The organism is Dactylosporangium sp. CA-092794, from assembly GCF_050948465.1.
Taxonomy (GTDB): domain Bacteria; phylum Actinomycetota; class Actinomycetes; order Mycobacteriales; family Micromonosporaceae; genus Dactylosporangium.
The window spans coordinates 9629302-9645567 of sequence record NZ_CP192044.1 but is presented as its reverse complement, the minus strand read 5'-3'; the positions used below and the strand labels follow the sequence as shown (position 1 = coordinate 9645567).

The 16266-nt window shown below is 71.2% G+C and carries 13 protein-coding genes; 5 read left to right on the top strand and 8 right to left on the bottom strand.

Going from position 1 to position 16266, the window contains the following annotated elements; translation table 11 throughout:
* Positions 1-111 precede the first annotated feature (111 nt).
* The 3 genes from ACQPXD_RS41240 (at position 112) to ACQPXD_RS41230 (ending at position 5468) form a co-directional block, all read left to right on the top strand.
* Positions 112-2244, top strand: a complete 2133-nt coding sequence (locus ACQPXD_RS41240) for a transglycosylase domain-containing protein (RefSeq protein ID WP_432827968.1) — start codon at positions 112-114, stop codon at positions 2242-2244.
* Positions 2245-3261: 1017 nt separating this feature from the next.
* Positions 3262-3852, top strand: coding sequence for a hypothetical protein (locus ACQPXD_RS41235; protein WP_432827966.1), 591 nt, complete (start codon positions 3262-3264; stop codon positions 3850-3852).
* Between the two features lie 218 nt (positions 3853-4070).
* A complete protein-coding gene (locus ACQPXD_RS41230; RefSeq protein ID WP_432827964.1) occupies positions 4071-5468 on the top strand; it encodes an MFS transporter in 1398 nt (465 codons plus the stop codon).
* Between the two features lie 8 nt (positions 5469-5476).
* Here the strand turns inward: ACQPXD_RS41230 and ACQPXD_RS41225 are convergent, their stop codons facing one another.
* The 4 genes from ACQPXD_RS41225 to ACQPXD_RS41210 form a co-directional block, all read right to left on the bottom strand.
* Positions 5477-5746 (bottom strand): hypothetical protein, encoded by a 270-nt coding sequence (locus ACQPXD_RS41225; protein WP_432827962.1) that lies wholly within the window; start codon positions 5744-5746, stop codon positions 5477-5479.
* A gap of 50 nt (positions 5747-5796) precedes the next feature.
* A complete protein-coding gene (locus ACQPXD_RS41220; RefSeq protein WP_432827960.1) occupies positions 5797-7416 on the bottom strand; it encodes a hypothetical protein in 1620 nt (539 codons plus the stop codon).
* A 28-nt stretch (positions 7417-7444) separates the two neighbouring features.
* The gene (locus tag ACQPXD_RS41215) at positions 7445-8272 is read right to left on the bottom strand and encodes a hypothetical protein (RefSeq protein WP_432827958.1); all 828 of its coding nucleotides are present in this window, start codon (positions 8270-8272) and stop codon (positions 7445-7447) included.
* A gap of 204 nt (positions 8273-8476) precedes the next feature.
* On the bottom strand, positions 8477-8854 hold the full coding sequence (locus tag ACQPXD_RS41210; RefSeq protein ID WP_432827956.1) for a VOC family protein: 378 nt from the start codon (positions 8852-8854) through the stop codon (positions 8477-8479).
* 705 nt (positions 8855-9559) lie between these two features.
* Here ACQPXD_RS41210 and ACQPXD_RS41205 point away from each other — a divergent pair.
* Positions 9560-10219, top strand: coding sequence for a TetR/AcrR family transcriptional regulator (locus tag ACQPXD_RS41205; protein ID WP_432827954.1), 660 nt, complete (start codon positions 9560-9562; stop codon positions 10217-10219).
* 77 nt (positions 10220-10296) lie between these two features.
* Here the strand turns inward: ACQPXD_RS41205 and ACQPXD_RS41200 are convergent, their stop codons facing one another.
* Both ACQPXD_RS41200 and ACQPXD_RS41195 read right to left on the bottom strand, forming a co-directional pair.
* The gene (locus ACQPXD_RS41200; protein ID WP_432827952.1) at positions 10297-11052 is read right to left on the bottom strand and encodes a 3-ketoacyl-ACP reductase; all 756 of its coding nucleotides are present in this window, start codon (positions 11050-11052) and stop codon (positions 10297-10299) included.
* A complete protein-coding gene (locus tag ACQPXD_RS41195) occupies positions 11049-12359 on the bottom strand; it encodes a hypothetical protein (RefSeq protein WP_432827950.1) in 1311 nt (436 codons plus the stop codon). The genes ACQPXD_RS41200 and ACQPXD_RS41195 overlap by 4 nt, the downstream gene beginning before the upstream one ends.
* 85 nt (positions 12360-12444) lie before the next feature.
* Between ACQPXD_RS41195 and ACQPXD_RS41190 the strand changes: the two genes are divergently transcribed.
* Positions 12445-12807 carry a hypothetical protein gene (locus tag ACQPXD_RS41190; RefSeq protein WP_432827948.1) on the top strand — a complete coding sequence of 121 codons (363 nt, stop codon included), beginning with the start codon at positions 12445-12447 and terminating at the stop codon, positions 12805-12807.
* 662 nt (positions 12808-13469) lie between these two features.
* Here the strand turns inward: ACQPXD_RS41190 and ACQPXD_RS41185 are convergent.
* Together ACQPXD_RS41185 and wecB are read right to left on the bottom strand one after the other, a co-directional pair.
* The gene (locus ACQPXD_RS41185) at positions 13470-15065 is read right to left on the bottom strand and encodes a DUF2334 domain-containing protein (RefSeq protein ID WP_432827946.1); all 1596 of its coding nucleotides are present in this window, start codon (positions 15063-15065) and stop codon (positions 13470-13472) included.
* A gap of 10 nt (positions 15066-15075) precedes the next feature.
* Positions 15076-16248 (bottom strand): non-hydrolyzing UDP-N-acetylglucosamine 2-epimerase, encoded by a 1173-nt coding sequence (gene wecB, locus ACQPXD_RS41180; RefSeq protein WP_432827944.1) that lies wholly within the window; start codon positions 16246-16248, stop codon positions 15076-15078.
* Positions 16249-16266: the final 18 nt, after the last annotated feature.

The following is a 16266-nucleotide window of genomic DNA, read 5'->3' as shown; positions in this document are numbered from 1 at the left end:
TTGCGGCGAAGCCGCGCTTTGGTTGTCATAGATCCCGGTGTCATTTTTCACGTGTCGCCGGGCGAGTCACAGGGTAGGGCTTATAAGGTGCGTCTGCGTCCGACCGTTGCGATGAAAGCCGTTGCGTCCCTGCTGTTGTGCGGGCTGTTCGCCGGGGTGGTGGTGGCGGCCGCGGTGTTCCCGGGGCTGGCGGTGTCCGGGTTGACCGCCAAGAGTGGGGCCGACTCGTTCGAAGGGCTGCCGACCGATCTCGATGTGCTGCCGGCGCCGCAGATATCCTACGTTTACGCGTCCGACGGCAAGACGTTGCTCGCCATGATGTACGACGAGAATCGGCGCGACGTGCCGATATCTGACATGTCGACGTTCATGACGCAGGCCATCGTGGCGGCCGAGGACACGCGGTTCTACCAGCATCACGGGGTTGACCTCAAGGGTGTGGCGCGGGCGTTCGTCAACAACGAGAACGGGGGCGACCAGCAAGGTGCGTCGACGCTGACCATGCAATATGTGCGGCAGGTGACCGCATATTCGGCAAAGACGCCGCAGGAGGTCGTCGACGCGACCGCGAAGACGCCCGATCGCAAGCTGCGCGAGATGAAATTGGCCATGGCGCTGGAGAAGAAGCTCACCAAGCAGCAGATTCTTGAGCGGTATCTGAACATATCGTCGTTCGGGCACGGTGCCTACGGCATATACGCCGCCGCCCACGTGTATTTCGGCAAGGACCCGAAGGATCTGACGCTGCCCGAGTCGGCGCTCATCGCGGGGCTGGTGAAGGCGCCCTCGACCAACGACCCGGCGACGGAGGACGGGCTGCCGCGGGCGATCGCCCGCGAGACGTATGTGCTCAACCAGATGGTGACCATGGGGTACATCACGCCGCAGCAGCGCACCGAGGCGCAGGCCACCAAGCTCACCATCGTCGGGCAGCGCACGCCCGAGGGGTGCGAGTCGGTGCAGCGGCCCGACCTCGGCGCCGGGTTCCTGTGCGACTACCTGCGCCGCTGGTGGGGGGACCAGCCGGCGTTCGGCGCCGACCCGTTCGAGCGGGAGAACAAGCTGCGCTCCGGCGGATACACCATCATCAGCTCGCTGAACGTGCAGACGCAGGCGGCCGCGTTCAAGTACGCCAAGGACCAGCCGAACGTCGGCTCCGGCGAGAAGGTCGGCATGGGCAACCCGGAGGCGGTCATGGTCGCCGCGGTGGAGCCCGGGACCGGGCACGTGCAGGCGCTCGCGACCAACCGCAACTTCAGCAACGACCAGAGCGCCAACGGGCCCAGCACCAACCCGAAGCGCAAAGGCCAGAAGGGCAACTACCCCAACACGACCGTGCCGCTCATCACCGGCGGCCCGGACGTGCCCGGCTATCAGGCCGGCTCGTCGTTCAAGATGTTCACCGCGGTCGCGGCGCTGGAGGCCGGGTGGCCGCTGAGCCACGCCGAGGACGTGCAGGCGCAGTTCGTCTCCGACTATCCGATCGACGCCAGCAACCCGGCCGCCTGCAACGGCCCGCACTGGTGCCCGAAGAACTCCGGCGGCGACCCGACCGGCCAGTTCAACATGTGGCAGGCGTTCGGCCTGTCGCTCAATACCTATTTCGTACCGCTCGAGCAGCGCGTCGGCGCCGACCACGCGGTCGACGTGGCGAAGCGGCTGGGCATCCAGTTCCGCTCGCCGGTCGACGCGTCGCTGGCCAAGGACCCGAAGCTGTGGGGCGCGTTCACGCTCGGCGTGTCCGACACGACCCCGCTGGACCTCGCCAACGCCTACGCCACGCTCGCCGCCGACGGCACGTACTGCGCGCCGGACCCGGTGGTCGAGATCCGCGACCTCAAGGGCAACAAGATCGACGCCGGCAGCCCGCAGTGCAAGCAGGTCGTCGACCCCGACGTCGCCCGCGCGGCGGTGGACATGGCCCGCTGCCCGGTCGGCGACCAGTCGGCGTTCAACGCCTGCCCCAACGGTGGCACGGCCACCGGCGTCCGCGGCGACGTGGGCCGCCCGGTGGCGGGCAAGACCGGCACCACCGACAGCGGCAAGAGCGCCACGTTCGTCGCGATGACCAAGCAGCTCGCGGTCGCCGGCATCCTCACCGACCCGGACAATCCGCAGACCGACAAGTCGATGTCGCACCCGGTCATCAACAACGCGGTGGCGTACACCCTCAAAGCGGGCCTGGCCGGCCAGCCGGTGGTGAACTTCACCTCGCCCAGCCACGCTCGCGCCTTCGGCAACTGACGTGACCCGGCCCGTTGTCCAAGCGCTTAAGCTCGCCGAGAAGCCCGGCGCTCCGCTGGTTGTCTCGTTGCCGTGTGCGCATCCGGGCAACTGGATCGGACTGCCGAGCCGCCCGTGCGTCCCGCAACAGTGGCGACGGGCATCCGCGAAGCGTTGACCGGCGGCTGGCAGCCCGCACAGTCGGGGCCGGCGTTCGCGCTGACACTCACCGGCGTGGTGTGACATCCATCCATGCCCGCCAGTTGGAGGTCACGTCCGCCGGCGTTGTGTATGAGGTGGCCAGAATTCGGTGGTGGCAGTGCCTGCTTGTGCGGTGGTGCTGCGCGGCGCGTGGTGACCATGTCGTGCCGCGACGCACCGGCACCGGCACGGCCGTGGTGCTCGGCGTGCGGTCGGCGTGGCCAGCCCGCAGCCCGCCCTGCTACGCCCGCACCCGTGCCGACCGGCGCCGCCCAGGAACCGGCACCACTGACGGTCAGCGGTGCCCGGCCTGCGCGTCCCGACGCCCAGGGCCGGCCCGCTCGGCGATCACGTCCCCAACGTCAGGCGCCGCACGCCGCCAAGCACGGCGCAGCGGACAGGAAGTTTCCGCGATCATGCGCATCGGGCACCGACACCAACGGTTTTTCATGATCACGGAGTGTCGATGTACCCCCGTGTACCACAAGTCTCCGGGATCATGAAAAACCCGTGCGGCGGCCACCACGAGCATCATGATCACGGATACATTGCGTCCACCCCGGCCGGGCAGACCGCCGGGCAGACCGGATGTTGCGCCCGAGGGGCGAGACATCCGCAACGTCCGCCCCGCCGCGCCGGCCGCGGCCGGGCGCGATGACCGCCGCGCCTCGCCGGTGGCCATCGACGTCCGGCCTGCGGCGGTGGCCTGCCGGTCTGACATCACCAGCACGATCAGGCGCCGGCCTCATACACCACGCCAGCGGAAGTGACCGGGCGTGTGCCGGCGGCGGGCCCTTTCCGGTCAGGCATTGACAATTGTCGACTTTTCATGCTGCCATGGGCTACTCACCATGCCTGGAAGCCGCGGCCGCGGCTGGTAGCGGGGAAAGCGTTGTGGCGGGCCTGTTTCGTCAGCGCGGCGACGGCTCCGACGTGCGGATGATGGAAGGGAGAACCGTGAACCGTTCCAGACGAGTCCTCACGGGGCTGGCGCTCAGCGCGGCACTGGTCGCGAGCATCGTCCTGACAGCGCCCACGGCGGCGTCCGCCTCGACGTGCTCCACCTGGTATCCGATGCCAGCGGGATCCTACATCTGCGAATACACCGTCACTTATGTCGGATGGCCTGACAACCACGGTCAGTATTTCCTTGTCGGCACCAATGACCACATCTACGACAGTTATCAATCAATTCCCGGTAACAACTCCAGCTGGACCAGTTGGCGCGACCTTGGCGGGATCGGCCGAAGCTCGGTCACCATCAACACCGGGCAACAGCTCAACAGTGCCGATCCTCTTGTCTTTCTGAACTACTACTCGGACTGGATTGCACTGAAGGTCCTGGGGACGACCGGCCTCTACTACTGCAAAGCATGGACTGCGTCCGGTGGTTGGCAGCCGAGCCTGACCACGTGGACCACCTGTTAGCGGCAGGTGTTCCAGGATCAGGATTATCGGTACGGGGTGGAGCGGGCGAGTCTGGGAGGACCCTAGCCTTGCCGATTGGTTCGGCTGAGGGGCTTGGCACCGCGGACGTGGCAGGGAGGGCCGGCAAGGCCCGACCGGTGTCTGGCGGGAGCAACGGTCTGCAAGTGACGCGGCCCGAGTCAATGTTGGTTCAGCTGGCCAAACGCGGCCGGTGATGGTTGGGTGTTGGCGTGCATCGGGTGTACAGCGTGGTCGTTTTCATCATCCTGGCCTCGCTCGACAACGTCGCGATCGGCCTGGTGCCGCCGCTGTACTCGCCGATCAGCCGGGATCTCGGGGTGCCCGAAGGGGCGCTCGGGGTGGTCACCGCGATCAGCTACCTCTTCACCGCCGTGGCCGCGGTCGCCTGGGCCTACGCGGGGGACCGCACCGACCGCAAGCCGATGCTCATGATCGGCACGCTGATCTGGGCGGTCGGGACCGGAGGGACCGTGCTCGCCGGTGGGTACTGGGGGTTTCTGGCGGCGCAGCTGTTCGCGGCGATCGGGCTCGGGGCCGTCGGGTCGGTCGGCTTCTCCGTGGTCAGCGACCTCATCTCGCCGCGGCGGCGGGGGCTGGTGATGAGCCTGTGGGGGCTCTCGCAAGGGGTGGGCACGCTCGCCGGGGTGCTGGTGGCCAGCCAGCTGGGCGGGAAAGACTGGCGGACGCCGTTCTACGTGCTGGCGGGGCTCGGCGTGGCGGCCAGCATCGCGTACTTCACCACGGCCGACATCCGGCGCGGGCAGAGCGAGCCGGATCTGGCCGCCGTCTTCGCCTCCGGGGTGGAATACGAGCATCGCATCTCCCGGGCCGACCTGCCGGGGATCGCGGCGCGGCGGACGAACCTGTGGCTGGTGCTGCAGGGGCTCACCGCGCAGGCCGCGTTCGGGTCGCTGGTGTGGCTGCCGCGCCTCTTCCAGGCCCGGGCCGAGGCGCAGGGGTACGACGAGAACACCGCCATCCAGATCGGCGGGCTGCTGACCATCCTGTTCCAGCTCGGCGGCGTGCTGTCGATCGTCGGCGGGCTGCTCGGGGACCGCTGGCAGCGGCGCGATCCGGGCGGGCGGGCCAAGGTGGCGGCGATCGGCATGCTGGCCGGCGTACCGCTGTACGTCCTGCTGTTCTTCGCCCCGCTGCGGCTGCCGGAGCCGGCCGGGCACGGCGGCTCGGCGGCGGCCCTCGTGTTCGGGTCGCTGTTCACCTCGCCGAGCCTGCTCGGCGCGTTCCTGCTGGCGCTGGTGGCCCTGGCGCTGACCTCGGCGAACGCCCCGAACTGGTTCGCCCTCATCGCCGACGTCAACCCGCCGGAACACCGCGGCACGGTGTACTCCCTGGTCAACCTCGTCAACGGGGTCGGCCGGGCGGCCGGCAACGGGCTGGTCGGTGCGGTGTTCGCGGCCCTGGCGCGCAGCTTCCCGCCACCGGCGAACCTGGCCATCGGGCTCGCCGCGTTCCAGGTGTTCTTCATCCCGACCGGGTTCATGTTCTGGCGCGCCTCGAAGACCGCGCCGGCCGACATCGCCGAGGTGCACGCGCTGCTGCAGGCCCGAGCGGCCGCGGAGGCGGCGACGCCCTGATGGCCGCGTCAGCCGGCGCGTAGCAAGGCGACGGTCGCATGGATGCGCTCGGCCAGGAGTTCGTCGGCCCAGACCACGTCGTCGACGGAGCCGGGGACGGGGAGGCGGTCGTCGGCCGCGATGAGTTCTTCCAGGGCGGGGATCGTCCGTACCGCGCGCAGTTCGAGGATCGTGACCAGCCCGTCGCGGCCGGCGTAGCCGGTCACGCCGCGGACCAGGAAGTCGGTCAGGTCCGCGACCGGGGTGCCGAGCCGGGCCAGGGCGCGCGCCGCGGCCACCCGGCTCCCTTGGTCGCCGAGCCGGTCGCGCAGCAGCGGCTCGAGGTCGCTCAGCAGGTCGCCGTGGGCCGGGGCCAGGTCGGCGACGAACTCGGCGGCGGCGCCGGCCGAAATGCCTCCCGCTCCGGGTGAGTTCGGGCCGCCGCGCCGGTGATGCGTTCGCGAGCCGTGGGCAGCAGCGGGAGCAGCGCGTCGCCCAGTTCGGAAAGGGCGGTCCACTCGCCGCGTGGCGGCCACCTCGTGCCGGACAGGGTGGTGTGCAGCAGGTCGCGCAGCGGTCGCGGGTCGCCGGTCATCCGGTGCACGGCCAGCGCCGCGGCGAGGTCGCCGGCCGCCGCAGCCTGCTCGCGCAGGTACGGTACGGCCGCCACGTCGTCGTGGCCGATCCGCAGCAGGGCCCGGACGACCGGCGGGCCCGCGTGCGGCAGGGCGGCGAGCAGTTCCGGTACGGCCTCCGCGGCGCGCCAGGCACCGAGCGGCTCGGCCAGCACGTCGGCCCGTGCCGGTTCGGCGGCCAGCCGCCGGCGGATCGCCTCCAGCAGGGCGGGCTCGCGGCGGGCGGCGGCCAGCATCCGCGGTGCCGGCGGGTGCCCGGCAGCCGCGGCCGCGCACACCGGATCGATCCACCGAGGATCCCCGAGACGGGCGAGCGCACCGATCGCGGCGTGCGCGGGTGTGATCGCCCGCCCCGCAGCCGCCTCCGGGAACCCGGCGGCCACGCCGGCCAGCAGGTCCGCGAACCGGCCGGCGGCCCGGCCGGCCCGCCTGAGCGTGTCGACCGCCTGCCGCCGCACCTCGGGGTCCGGGTCGTGCCAGCAGGCCGCGACCGGCTCGACGAGCTGCGCCGGCGCCGAACGCCGGGCGTCGCACCGGGCCGCGGCCGCCCACAGCCCGTGCGTGCGGGTGCCCGGTTCGCGGCCGTGCAGCAGCCGGCCGAGCAGCTCCGCGGCGACCGGCGCGGGCGGCGCCACCAGCAGTTCCTCGGACCACGCGCCGCCGTTGCCCGCCCAGTGGTACGAGACCGCGGCGCCGTCGTCGATCGCCGCGGCGATCGCGGCCGTCGCGCCGTCCGGCCAGGGCTTCGCGACCCGCAGCAGCGCGATGGCGGCGGCCACTCGCACCTCCGGCGCCGCGTGCAGCACCGACCCGGCCAGTTCGGGCTCGGCGGCGACCGGATCGACCGCGCCCAACGCCAGCGCGAGCGACGCCCGGACCGCTTCGCCGGTCTCGGCCCGCCAGCGCTGCCAGAGCGGCTCGGCCGGCGTCCCGGCCCAGGCCGCCGCGTACGCCGCGGCCTCCCGGACCGCCGGGTCGTCGTCGGGCAGGAGCGCCAGCAGCGCCGGCAGCTGTGCCGCGACGGCCGCGCGCACGTCGGGGAATGCCGGACCGTAGGCATACCTGGGATCGGCCAGTCCGCCGAGCATCCACACCAGGCCGGCCCGGTCGTGCCGGGCCGTCCGCGCCAGCTCCGTCAGGAACGGCACCGCCGCCACCGTCGCCGGGTACACGGTGCCCTGGTGGAAGATGCTCCCGTACAGCTCGGAGACCGCCGCCCGGGCCACCTCGCCGTCCGCCGAGCCCGCCTGCCGCAGCAGCGCGGGCGTGTCGTCGGCGGGCCCGTAGGCGTGGCTCAGCGCGGCCCAGTCGACCCGGTCCAGTGCTCGCAACACGGCGGCAGCCTACGGGGCCGGCCGGGGGTCAGGGCAGGCTCAGGACGATGCGGTCGATGGACGGGGCGTGGCCGTCCGGGTTGGCGAAGGTGATGGTGTTGCGGCCCTCGCGCAGGTCGACCTGCACCGTCGAGGCGGTGCAGCAGGTGGAGTTGCCGGCGAAGGTGAACGGGCGGGGGTCGGCGCCGGAGACCGCGATGGTGACCGTGCGGGCGGGCTGGTTGTCGATGTTCACGTGGAAGAGCTTCAGGGTGTAGCGGCCGGTGACCGGCACGGTGATGTCCTCGAAGCGCAGGAAGCCGTCGCCCTCGCGGGTGTCCCAGTCGCCGATGTTGCGCACGATGCGGCCGCCCGACGCGCCCGGGTACGGCGCGGCGAACGCCGAGCCGCCGAGGGTGTTGCCGTCCGCCTCGGCCTCGAACGTGACCGGGCCGAAGCGGATCGGCGTCGGCGAGCGGGATGGCGGCGGGACCGAGCGGTGCTCCGACCGGGTGGGGGAGGGGCCGGACGGCGCGGCCGCGCTCGGCGAGGGTGCGGGCTGTGCGGGGGACGGCGACGCGGGCTGGGTCGTCGGCCGGGCGGTCACGCCGACGGCGCCGGCGCCGATGCGCTCGTCGATCCGCCCGCCGTCGCGCCGCGCGTCCACCACGAACATCGCCAGCACCACCAGGGCCGCCGCGATCAGCAGCAGCCTCGCCCGGCGCGGTCCCGAGGGCCGCTCGTCGATGGGCTCCTCGTCCGGCTCCGGGTCGTCGTCCGGAGCCTCGACGTCCTCGACGTCCTCGACGTCCTCGACGTCCTCGGCGGGCGGTTCGTCCGGAGGGGCCGGATCGGGATCGTCCGGCGCGGAAGGCACCGGAGGCGGAGCAGGCGGCGAAGGCGGAGGAGGCGCGGCGAGCCAAGGCGGCACGCGCAGCGAATCGCCGTCGCCCTCGCTGTCGGCCGCGGTCATCCCGTCAGGTACCCATCTCGAGGCCAGGTGTCGTTCGGAGAGATCCGACCCCGCGAAGATAGCGACCCGGGCCGCCCTCCGCCACCGATGCGCGGCCCGGACCGGCGGTCAGGGCTGTCGCTCGGCCTCGCCGCGGGTCACGCAGAACTCGTTGCCGACCGGATCCCGCAGCACCACCCAGCCGCCGCCGTCGCCGGTGCGGTGGTCGGCCAGCGGCGTGGCACCCAGGCCCAGCAGCCGCTCGACCTCGGCGTCCCGGCCGCCGGCGGCCGGCTGCAGGCACACGTGGACGCGGTTCTTGACGACCTTCGGCTCCGGGACGGCCTGGAAGAACAGCCGCGGACCGGCCGGCGGCTCGATGACCACCTCATCGTCGCCGGGCCGGCACTGCGGGTGCACGGGGTGGCCGACCACGCCGCTCCAGAACTCGGCCAGAGCATACGGATCGGCACAGTCGAACGCGACATTGCGGATGAAGGACGCCATGCCCGTACCGTACGGTCCGCAGCTACCGGGCAGACCGGAAGGCGGTTCTGCTGCGGGGATCGTTCGACCGTTCGCTGGTCTCGAGATGCCGCGAGCCGAGCAGCAAGCCGACCATCGCGACGAGACACCCGACGGCAGAAGCGATCCATCCGGAGCCCAGCGCCTCGAATGGCGCTGCGGCCACCGTCAGCAGCGCTATCAAAGCGGACAAACCCTGTACCGCGATTGGGGAATGGGCCGCGAACCCACCACCGACACGGCGGTGCTGCCGGGCATCGACCCCGATCGGCTCGCCGCAGCGATCGGGATCTGGTTCGCCGCCGGGATCCCCGCACCAGCGCGTGGTGACCGCCGATTCGTTGCACTGTCAGCGCGACCACGTCACCTACTTCGCCCGGCACGGCGCGCACCTGGATTCTGACCGTGACATCGCAGACGGGCACGGCCGCCGGGAGATCCACACCCTGAAGATTCTGTCCGGGGCCCCCGGCATCGAGTTCCCCCACGCCGCGCAGGCCATGCAGATCCGGCGCCGCCGGCGCCGGCTCGATGAGCCGCGACGCTTCACCACCGCAGCCACCGCCACCACGCCCGCAACGCCAACCGACCACTGGCTCTGCTCGGCATCACTTAACGGCCTTACTGGGGCCCTACCCGGTCGACGTTCTGTCGCGACACATTGGCCGACCTCCGTAGCGTTGGAGCATGACGAACTCCGAAAGCCGGGCGTCGGGAATGAGCCCAGAACAACTCCGTGAGGCCATCGTGCAGGCGGTCATACCGCTTATCGCCGAGTGGGATGCGGTGACCAATGCGCAGATCGCCCACGCCGCAAGCATCGACGAAGCCACCCTCCTGCACGTCTTCAACGACAAGAACGCCGTCCTCATCGCCGCCGCACAGGCACATATGATGACGGCCCTCGACCCCACCCAGGTGGTGCAGGAACTGCAATCGATCCCCCTGGACCAACCACTCGCCGCGCGCCTGGTCGAAACGATCCACGCCCTCGACACCTACCACGGCCGCATCGCTACCCTCCTTGCCCCCTTGGACGCCTACGGCACCCCGCAGGGCCAACCGACGCCCGACAGCGGCACCGCCGGCGAACCCCGCACGCGACCCTTTAGCCGTGAGGACTTCCGAGCCGCCGCCCGCATGGACGTCATCGGCCAAGCCGTCACCAAACTGTTGGAGCCAGACCAGGAACACCTGCGACTGCAAGCTGGAACTCTGGCCAACGTCTTTCTCGCTCTGTACTCCGGCCGCAAACGAACCCCGCACCCGCAACCGTCGCAACTGTCGGCCGAGCAACTCGTCGACCTGTTCATACACGGCGCCCTGACTACCACGAACCGCGCCTGACACGGCACAATGCGCACGACCCGAACCGACCAAGGACGCTGCTCGACATCATCTAGCGACTTTGCCGGGACCCTGGGTCACAGGGTGTGGAGATGGAAGCCGCCGTCGACATCGATGACCTGGGCGGTGGAGAAGGGCAGCAGGTCGGTGGCGATGGCGACCACCGCGCGGCCGACGTCGTCCGGGGTGCCCCAGCGGCGGATCGGGGTGATGCCGTCGTCGTGGATGAGGCGGTCGTACTTCTCCTTCACCCCGTCGGTCATGTCCGTGGCGATGATGCCCGGGCGGACCTCGAAGACCGTGATGCCGTGCTCGGCCAGGCGGGCCGCGTAGAGCTTGGTCAGCATCGACAGGCCGGCCTTGGTGATGCAGTAGTCGCCGCGGTTCACGCTGGCCGTGTAGGCGCTCATCGACGAGATGGTCACGATGCGGCCCCGGGTACCGGCCGCGATCATGCGGTTGGCGACCAGCTGGGTCAGGAAGTACGGGCCCTTCAGGTTGATGGCGATCAGGCGGTCGAAGGACTCCTCGCCGGCCTCCAGGATGTCGGCGCGCACGGCCGGGGCCACGCCGGCGTTGTTGACGAGCAGTTCGATGTCGCCGAACGCGTCGTACGCCTCCTCGACGAGTCGGGTGCGGTCTTCGGAGCGGGCGACATCGGCCCGTACCATCGCGGCTTTTGTCCCTATCTCTCGGACCGAGGCGGCGACCGAGGCCGCGGCCTCCGCGTTGCTCGCGTAGTTGACCACGATGTCGAAGCCGGACCGGGCCAGGGCCAGGGCGATGCCCCGGCCGATGCCGCGGGAGGCGCCGGTCACCAGGGCGGCGCTCATGATGCGGCCACCGGGACAAGGCCGGAGAAAAAGGTGTAGTACGGGCCGTCGTCCAGGCGGGTGAGATAGAGGGCCAGCTCGCGCAGGTGGTAGTCGCCCCACATGCTCGACTCGCCGTTGGGGACGCGTTGGCCCTCGTGGACCTGGTCCCAGCCGTTCGGGCGGTGGTACACCGAATGCAGCAGCAAACCCTGGTGGGCCGGGTCGGTGGACAGATAGGGCTCGGCGAGCAGGGTCCGCGCCACGGTCAGCCCGGCCTGGCGGTAGCGGGCGTCGCCGAGGTGGTGGCCGAGGCGCAGCAGGCCCTGGGCGGCGATGGCGGCGGCGCTCGAGTCGACCGGCTCGTGCGCGTTGAACGGGTCGGCGGGGGCGTCGAGGTCGAGGTGGATCAGGCCGGGGGCGCCGGTGTCCCAGTAGGGCACGCCGTCGGCGGCGGCGTGGTCGAGGTAGAAGTCGCAGGTGGCCCGCGCCGCCTCGGCACAGACGTCGTCGTCGGCGAACTCCAGCAGCTCCGCGAAGCCCAGCATGGCCCAGGCCAGGCCCCGGGTCCAGGTGGAGAACGGGGAATACCCCTGCTGCGTCGAAGGCGCCCGGAAACGCCCGTCGTTGACGTTGAACAGCGCCTCGTGCGCGGTGCGGCCGCGCACGTCGTAGGCGTCGCGGCCGGTGCCGTAGAAGACGTTGTACCGCGCGGTGGTGTGTGCGTGCTGGCGCAGCCGGTCGAGCAGGTCGATGCGCTCGTCGTGCTCGCCCATCAGGGCGTGCCCGAGGCGGTGGGCGACGGCCAGCGATCGGCAGGAGCGGATGGTGTCGACGAACAGCGACTGCGGGCCGTTGAACGAGTAGATGTAACCGGTGCCGTCGGCGGTGGGCTGCCAGCGGGCCGCCTGCACCGCGCCGCTCACCTTCAGCGCGAGCTCGGCGGCCGGGGCCTCCCGCTCGTCGGCGCGGCCCTCGCGGACCAGCCGCAGCAGGGTGCCGTAGGTGCTGACGTTGTTGAAGCCGTGGTCGTGCACCCCGACGTGGCTGACGTGCGGGGGCATCAGCCGGGCGGTCTGGGCGACGCCGAGGTCGAGGAAGCGGCGCTCGCCGGTGGCGTCGAACTGCAGCAGCGCCGAGCCGACCCGGAACCCCTGGGTCCACTCGGTCCAGCCGCGGGCGGTGTAGCGGCCGTCGACGGTGAACACCGGCGAGGCGCCGCCGCCCCGCGGATCCAGCGCGGCGATCTTGCCGGCGGAAAGCTCCCACGTCCGCTCCACGGCGGGCCGCAGGGCCTTCGCCGTGAGGTGCTCGTCGATCCGAAGCATGCCCGGATGGTACCGAGGAAAGCCCTTTCCCATAAGCCCCGACCCTTCGCGGCGGGTGCACCGGGCGGATGGGAGGATAGGCGCGATGGACATCGCGGTGGAGGACGTCGCCGGGCGCTGGGTCGCGGCCTGGACGACCGGGCGCACAACCGACCTGTTCCGGCTGCTGGCCGCCGCGCCGGCGATCGAGTCCAACCTCGACCCCGACGGCGACTTCATCGAGATCCTCACCGACTACGCGGCCGCGCTGGACTCGATCACCGTCTTCTCGCAGACCGTGATCGACCGGCGGGTCGCCATCGTCTACGACTGCGCGCTGGGCGAGGAGACCTTCCGGCTGGCCGAGTTCCTCACCGTCGACCCCGCTGGCCTCGTCACCGAGGTCCGGCGGGTCTACGACCTCGACGCGGTCGAGCGGCTGCTGCCACACCTGCTGCTCGGCCAGTAGTTTCCGGGCCGCGCCCGCCGGTGTGGTGTATGAGGCCGGCGCCCAGGCGGCCGTCGCAGGCCGGGCGTCGATGGCGGACAGTGGCGCACAAGCGGTCCTCGGCGCCGACCCCGGGGCGGCGCGGCGGACCGGTGCGGATGTCGCACCCATCGGGCGCAACCTGCGATCCGCGCGGCTGGGCCGGACGTATGTCTCCGTGATCATGATGCCCGCGGTGACCGCACACCGGGTTTGCCATGATCCCGGAGACTTGTGGTACACGGGGGTACATCAGCACTCCGTGATCATGAAAAACCCTTGGTGTCGGTGCCGGGTGCGCATGATCGCGGAGACTTCCGGTCGCTGCGCCGTGCCGCGCGGTGTGCAGCGTCCGACGGGTGGGACGTGCCGGCCGGCGGTGCCGGTTCCCGGGCGGCGCCGGCCGGCGCCGGGGCGGCTGCGGGCCGGCCATGCCCGGATTACACACGGCGCATCACGGGTGTGCGGCAAACACGCCAAGCTGTGACCTAGTTTCCAGCTTTTGGCTCGGGCCGCGTCACTTGCGGACCGTTGCTCCCGCCAGAGACCGGTCGGGCCTGGCGGCCCTCCCTGCCAGGCCCGCGGTGCCAAGAACCGGATGCATCCGGCCACTGCGTGACCGGATGCATCCGAGAATTTCCGGGTCAGGAGGCGGTCATCGCCGCCGCGGAGACGAACGTGTAGCCCAGGCCCTGCACGCCGTCGACCACCTGCTTGAGGTAGTCGGTGCCCAGGTACGGGTGGTAGAAGAAGCTCGCCACGCCGTCGCGGACCGCCAGGTTGGCCTTGGCGTAGGAGATCAGGTCGGCCGGCAGGACCGCCGGGTGCTGGTTGAACGGCTCCGGCTCGATGTTGCCGATGTTCTCCGGGATGACCGTCGAGCCGTAGACGTCACGCACGGTGTACGGGAAGAACTGCCCGACCATGTGCGTCACGCTGTTGTCGACCGTGCCGCCGGACAGCACGCCGGGGAAGTACAGGCCCCGGTCGTAGCGCACGCCGAACAGCGAGTTGAACGTCTTGTAGTCCAGCGCGCTGGCCGCGTAGTGCGGCGGCTCGAAGATCGTCGGCGCGGTCAGGCCGGCCTGCTTCCAGTCGTTGCGGGACGCGGTGATCCGGGCGGTCACGTTCGCCGCGGAGTCGCCCGGCACCGGGCCGTCGTAGACGACCGCGTCGGAGGCGTCGACGTGGGCCAGGAAGAACTCGAAGTCGTCCGCGCTGACCGCGTCGTAGGGGTTGTTCAGCGAGTCGAGCTGGTGGGTGTAGCCGTGCATGAGCAGCGTGCCGCCCTTGCTCTGCATGTACTTCAGGGCGCTGACCACCAGTGGCCGCTGGCGCAGCGTGTAGTCCTCGGGCTTGCCATTGTTGTTCACGCCCTTCGGGTCGCGGTAGCGGCTGTAGACGGCGACGGTGAACGGGATCTTCTTGCTCGACAGGTAGTCGGCCACGGCGCGCAGCTCGGCCGGGTCGGCGTCCGGCCCGACGTCCTCGATGCGCACCAGGGCCCGGTGCCGCGCGACGGTCTGCGGGGCGAGCACGCTGTAGAGCAGGTCGGAGAAGGCGAGGTACCGGTCGTTGGCGGTGATGTAGGCGAACGGGATCTCCCCGATGTAGGTGAGGTTGCCCGACTTGATGCCCCACGGGAACTTCGTGCCGTCGGCGCGCACCGCGTCGCCGATGCTGACCGCCTTGGTGCTGTCGTAGACGGCGTAGTCCATGATGCCGGCGAGGTTCTCCGGGTCGCGGGTGAGCGCGGTGCCCTGGTAGTCGACCTCGGAGACGCTGGAGACGTCGAAGCCTTTCCAGGTGTACCCGTACTTCGTGGCGAAGTCCGCGGAGCGCGCGGTCAGCTGCCAGATGTTGTCGTACATCCACACCACGGGCTTGCTGGTGGCCAGCACGTCGTCGAGGAAGGCGGTCGGGATCGGCTCGTCGTAGGTGGAGCCGACGTAGACCACGGCGCTGTACTTGGCCAGCTCACCGGCGGTGTACGTGCCGACCGGGTGGGCGGCCCACGCGCCGAAGTGCGAGACCAGGTTGGTGGTCATCATCGCGTAGTCCTCGCCGAGCCAGCCGTACGGGCCGGTCGAGTCGTAGAGGACGAGGGTCTTGGTGGTCGGGCTGGACCCGGGCGCGCCGGCGCCGGTGGCCACCTTGACGGTGGTCGCGGCGGCGACCGGCGCGGCGGCGCCGAGCACCGCGGTCAGGACCAGCGCCAGCAGGGCGGAGAACTTGCGCATGAGCTACCAATCAGACGAGCGAGGCGGACGTGGGCATCGGGGAGGGGATCGGCGCGAGGCCCAGCAGGGCCGCGACGGCCTGCTCGGCGCGCTGCGACGCGAGGCCGTCGCCGTAGGGGTTGCCGCTGGCGGTCATCGACTGCCGCAGCATCGGGTCGTCGAGCAGCCGGCCGGCCTCCGACACGATAAGGTCCTCGTCGGTGCCGACCAGCTTGGCGCAGCCGGCCCGCAGCGACTCGATCCGCTCGGTGACCTCGCGCAGCACGAGCGCGGGCACCTTGAACGACGGGGCCTCCTCCTGGATGCCGCCGGAGTCGGTCAGCGCCAGGTAGGCGTGCGACAGCAGGCGGGCCAGGGCCGGGTACGGCAGGGGGTCGGTGATCGTCACCCGCGGTACCCCCGCCAGACCCTGCTCCACCTGCGCCCGCACGGCGGGGTTGGCGTGGGCCGGGAGCACGACCCGGATGTCGGGGTAGGCCTCCACCAGCCGGCGCACGGCCCGCAGGATGCGATCCAGCGGCTCGCCCCACGACTCGCGGCGATGCGCGGTGACCAGCACCAGGCGCGCCTCGCCGTGCTCGGCGGCGTCGACCGCGGCGGCCACCCGGGCGTCGTCGAACGGCAGCTCCTTGGCGGCGATCTCCAGGGCCGCGTCGACCACCGTGTTGCCGGTGATGAGCACGCTGGCCGGGGCGACGCTCTCGTCGAGCAGGTTCGTCGCGGCGAGCGCGGTCGGGGCGAGGTGCAGCGCGGCGAGCTGGCCGACCAGCTTGCGGTTGGCCTCCTCGGGGAACGGCGAGTCGAGGTCGCCGGAGCGCAGGCCGGCCTCGAGGTGCACGACCGGGATGCGGCGCCAGAAGGCGGCCATCGCGCCGGCCAGGGTCGTCGTGGTGTCGCCCTGCACGATCACCGCGGCCGGGCGGCGGAGCTCCAGCAGCCCGTCGAGCTGCTTGATCATCTCGGTGAGCAGCTCGGGCTGGCTGCCGGTGACCCGCTGCAGCGGCAGGGTCACGTCGGCCTCGGCGTCGAACGCGGCGAGCGCCTGGGTCACCATCGCCGGGTGCTGCCCGCTGGCGACCAGCACGGGCTTGAGGCGCCCGGCGGCGCGCATGGCGGCGGCGACGGGGGCGAGCTTGATGGCTTCCGGACGGGTACCGGCGATGAGGAAGACTTCAGGGAGCATGGTTGGGTCCACCTTGAG

Excerpts from the sequence above, each read along its gene's own strand:
- ACQPXD_RS41240 (WP_432827968.1), top strand. The coding sequence starts at position 112 with ATGAAAGCCGTTGCGTCCCTGCTGTTGTGCGGGCTGTTCGCCGGGGTG.
- ACQPXD_RS41235 (WP_432827966.1), top strand. The coding sequence starts at position 3,262 with ATGGGCTACTCACCATGCCTGGAAGCCGCGGCCGCGGCTGGTAGCGGG.
- ACQPXD_RS41210 (WP_432827956.1), bottom strand. The coding sequence starts at position 8,854 with ATGGCGTCCTTCATCCGCAATGTCGCGTTCGACTGTGCCGATCCGTAT.
- ACQPXD_RS41205 (WP_432827954.1), top strand. The coding sequence starts at position 9,560 with ATGACGAACTCCGAAAGCCGGGCGTCGGGAATGAGCCCAGAACAACTC.
- ACQPXD_RS41200 (WP_432827952.1), bottom strand. The coding sequence starts at position 11,052 with ATGAGCGCCGCCCTGGTGACCGGCGCCTCCCGCGGCATCGGCCGGGGC.
- ACQPXD_RS41195 (WP_432827950.1), bottom strand. The coding sequence starts at position 12,359 with ATGCTTCGGATCGACGAGCACCTCACGGCGAAGGCCCTGCGGCCCGCC.
- ACQPXD_RS41190 (WP_432827948.1), top strand. The coding sequence starts at position 12,445 with ATGGACATCGCGGTGGAGGACGTCGCCGGGCGCTGGGTCGCGGCCTGG.
- ACQPXD_RS41185 (WP_432827946.1), bottom strand. The coding sequence starts at position 15,065 with ATGCGCAAGTTCTCCGCCCTGCTGGCGCTGGTCCTGACCGCGGTGCTC.
- wecB (WP_432827944.1), bottom strand. The coding sequence starts at position 16,248 with ATGCTCCCTGAAGTCTTCCTCATCGCCGGTACCCGTCCGGAAGCCATC.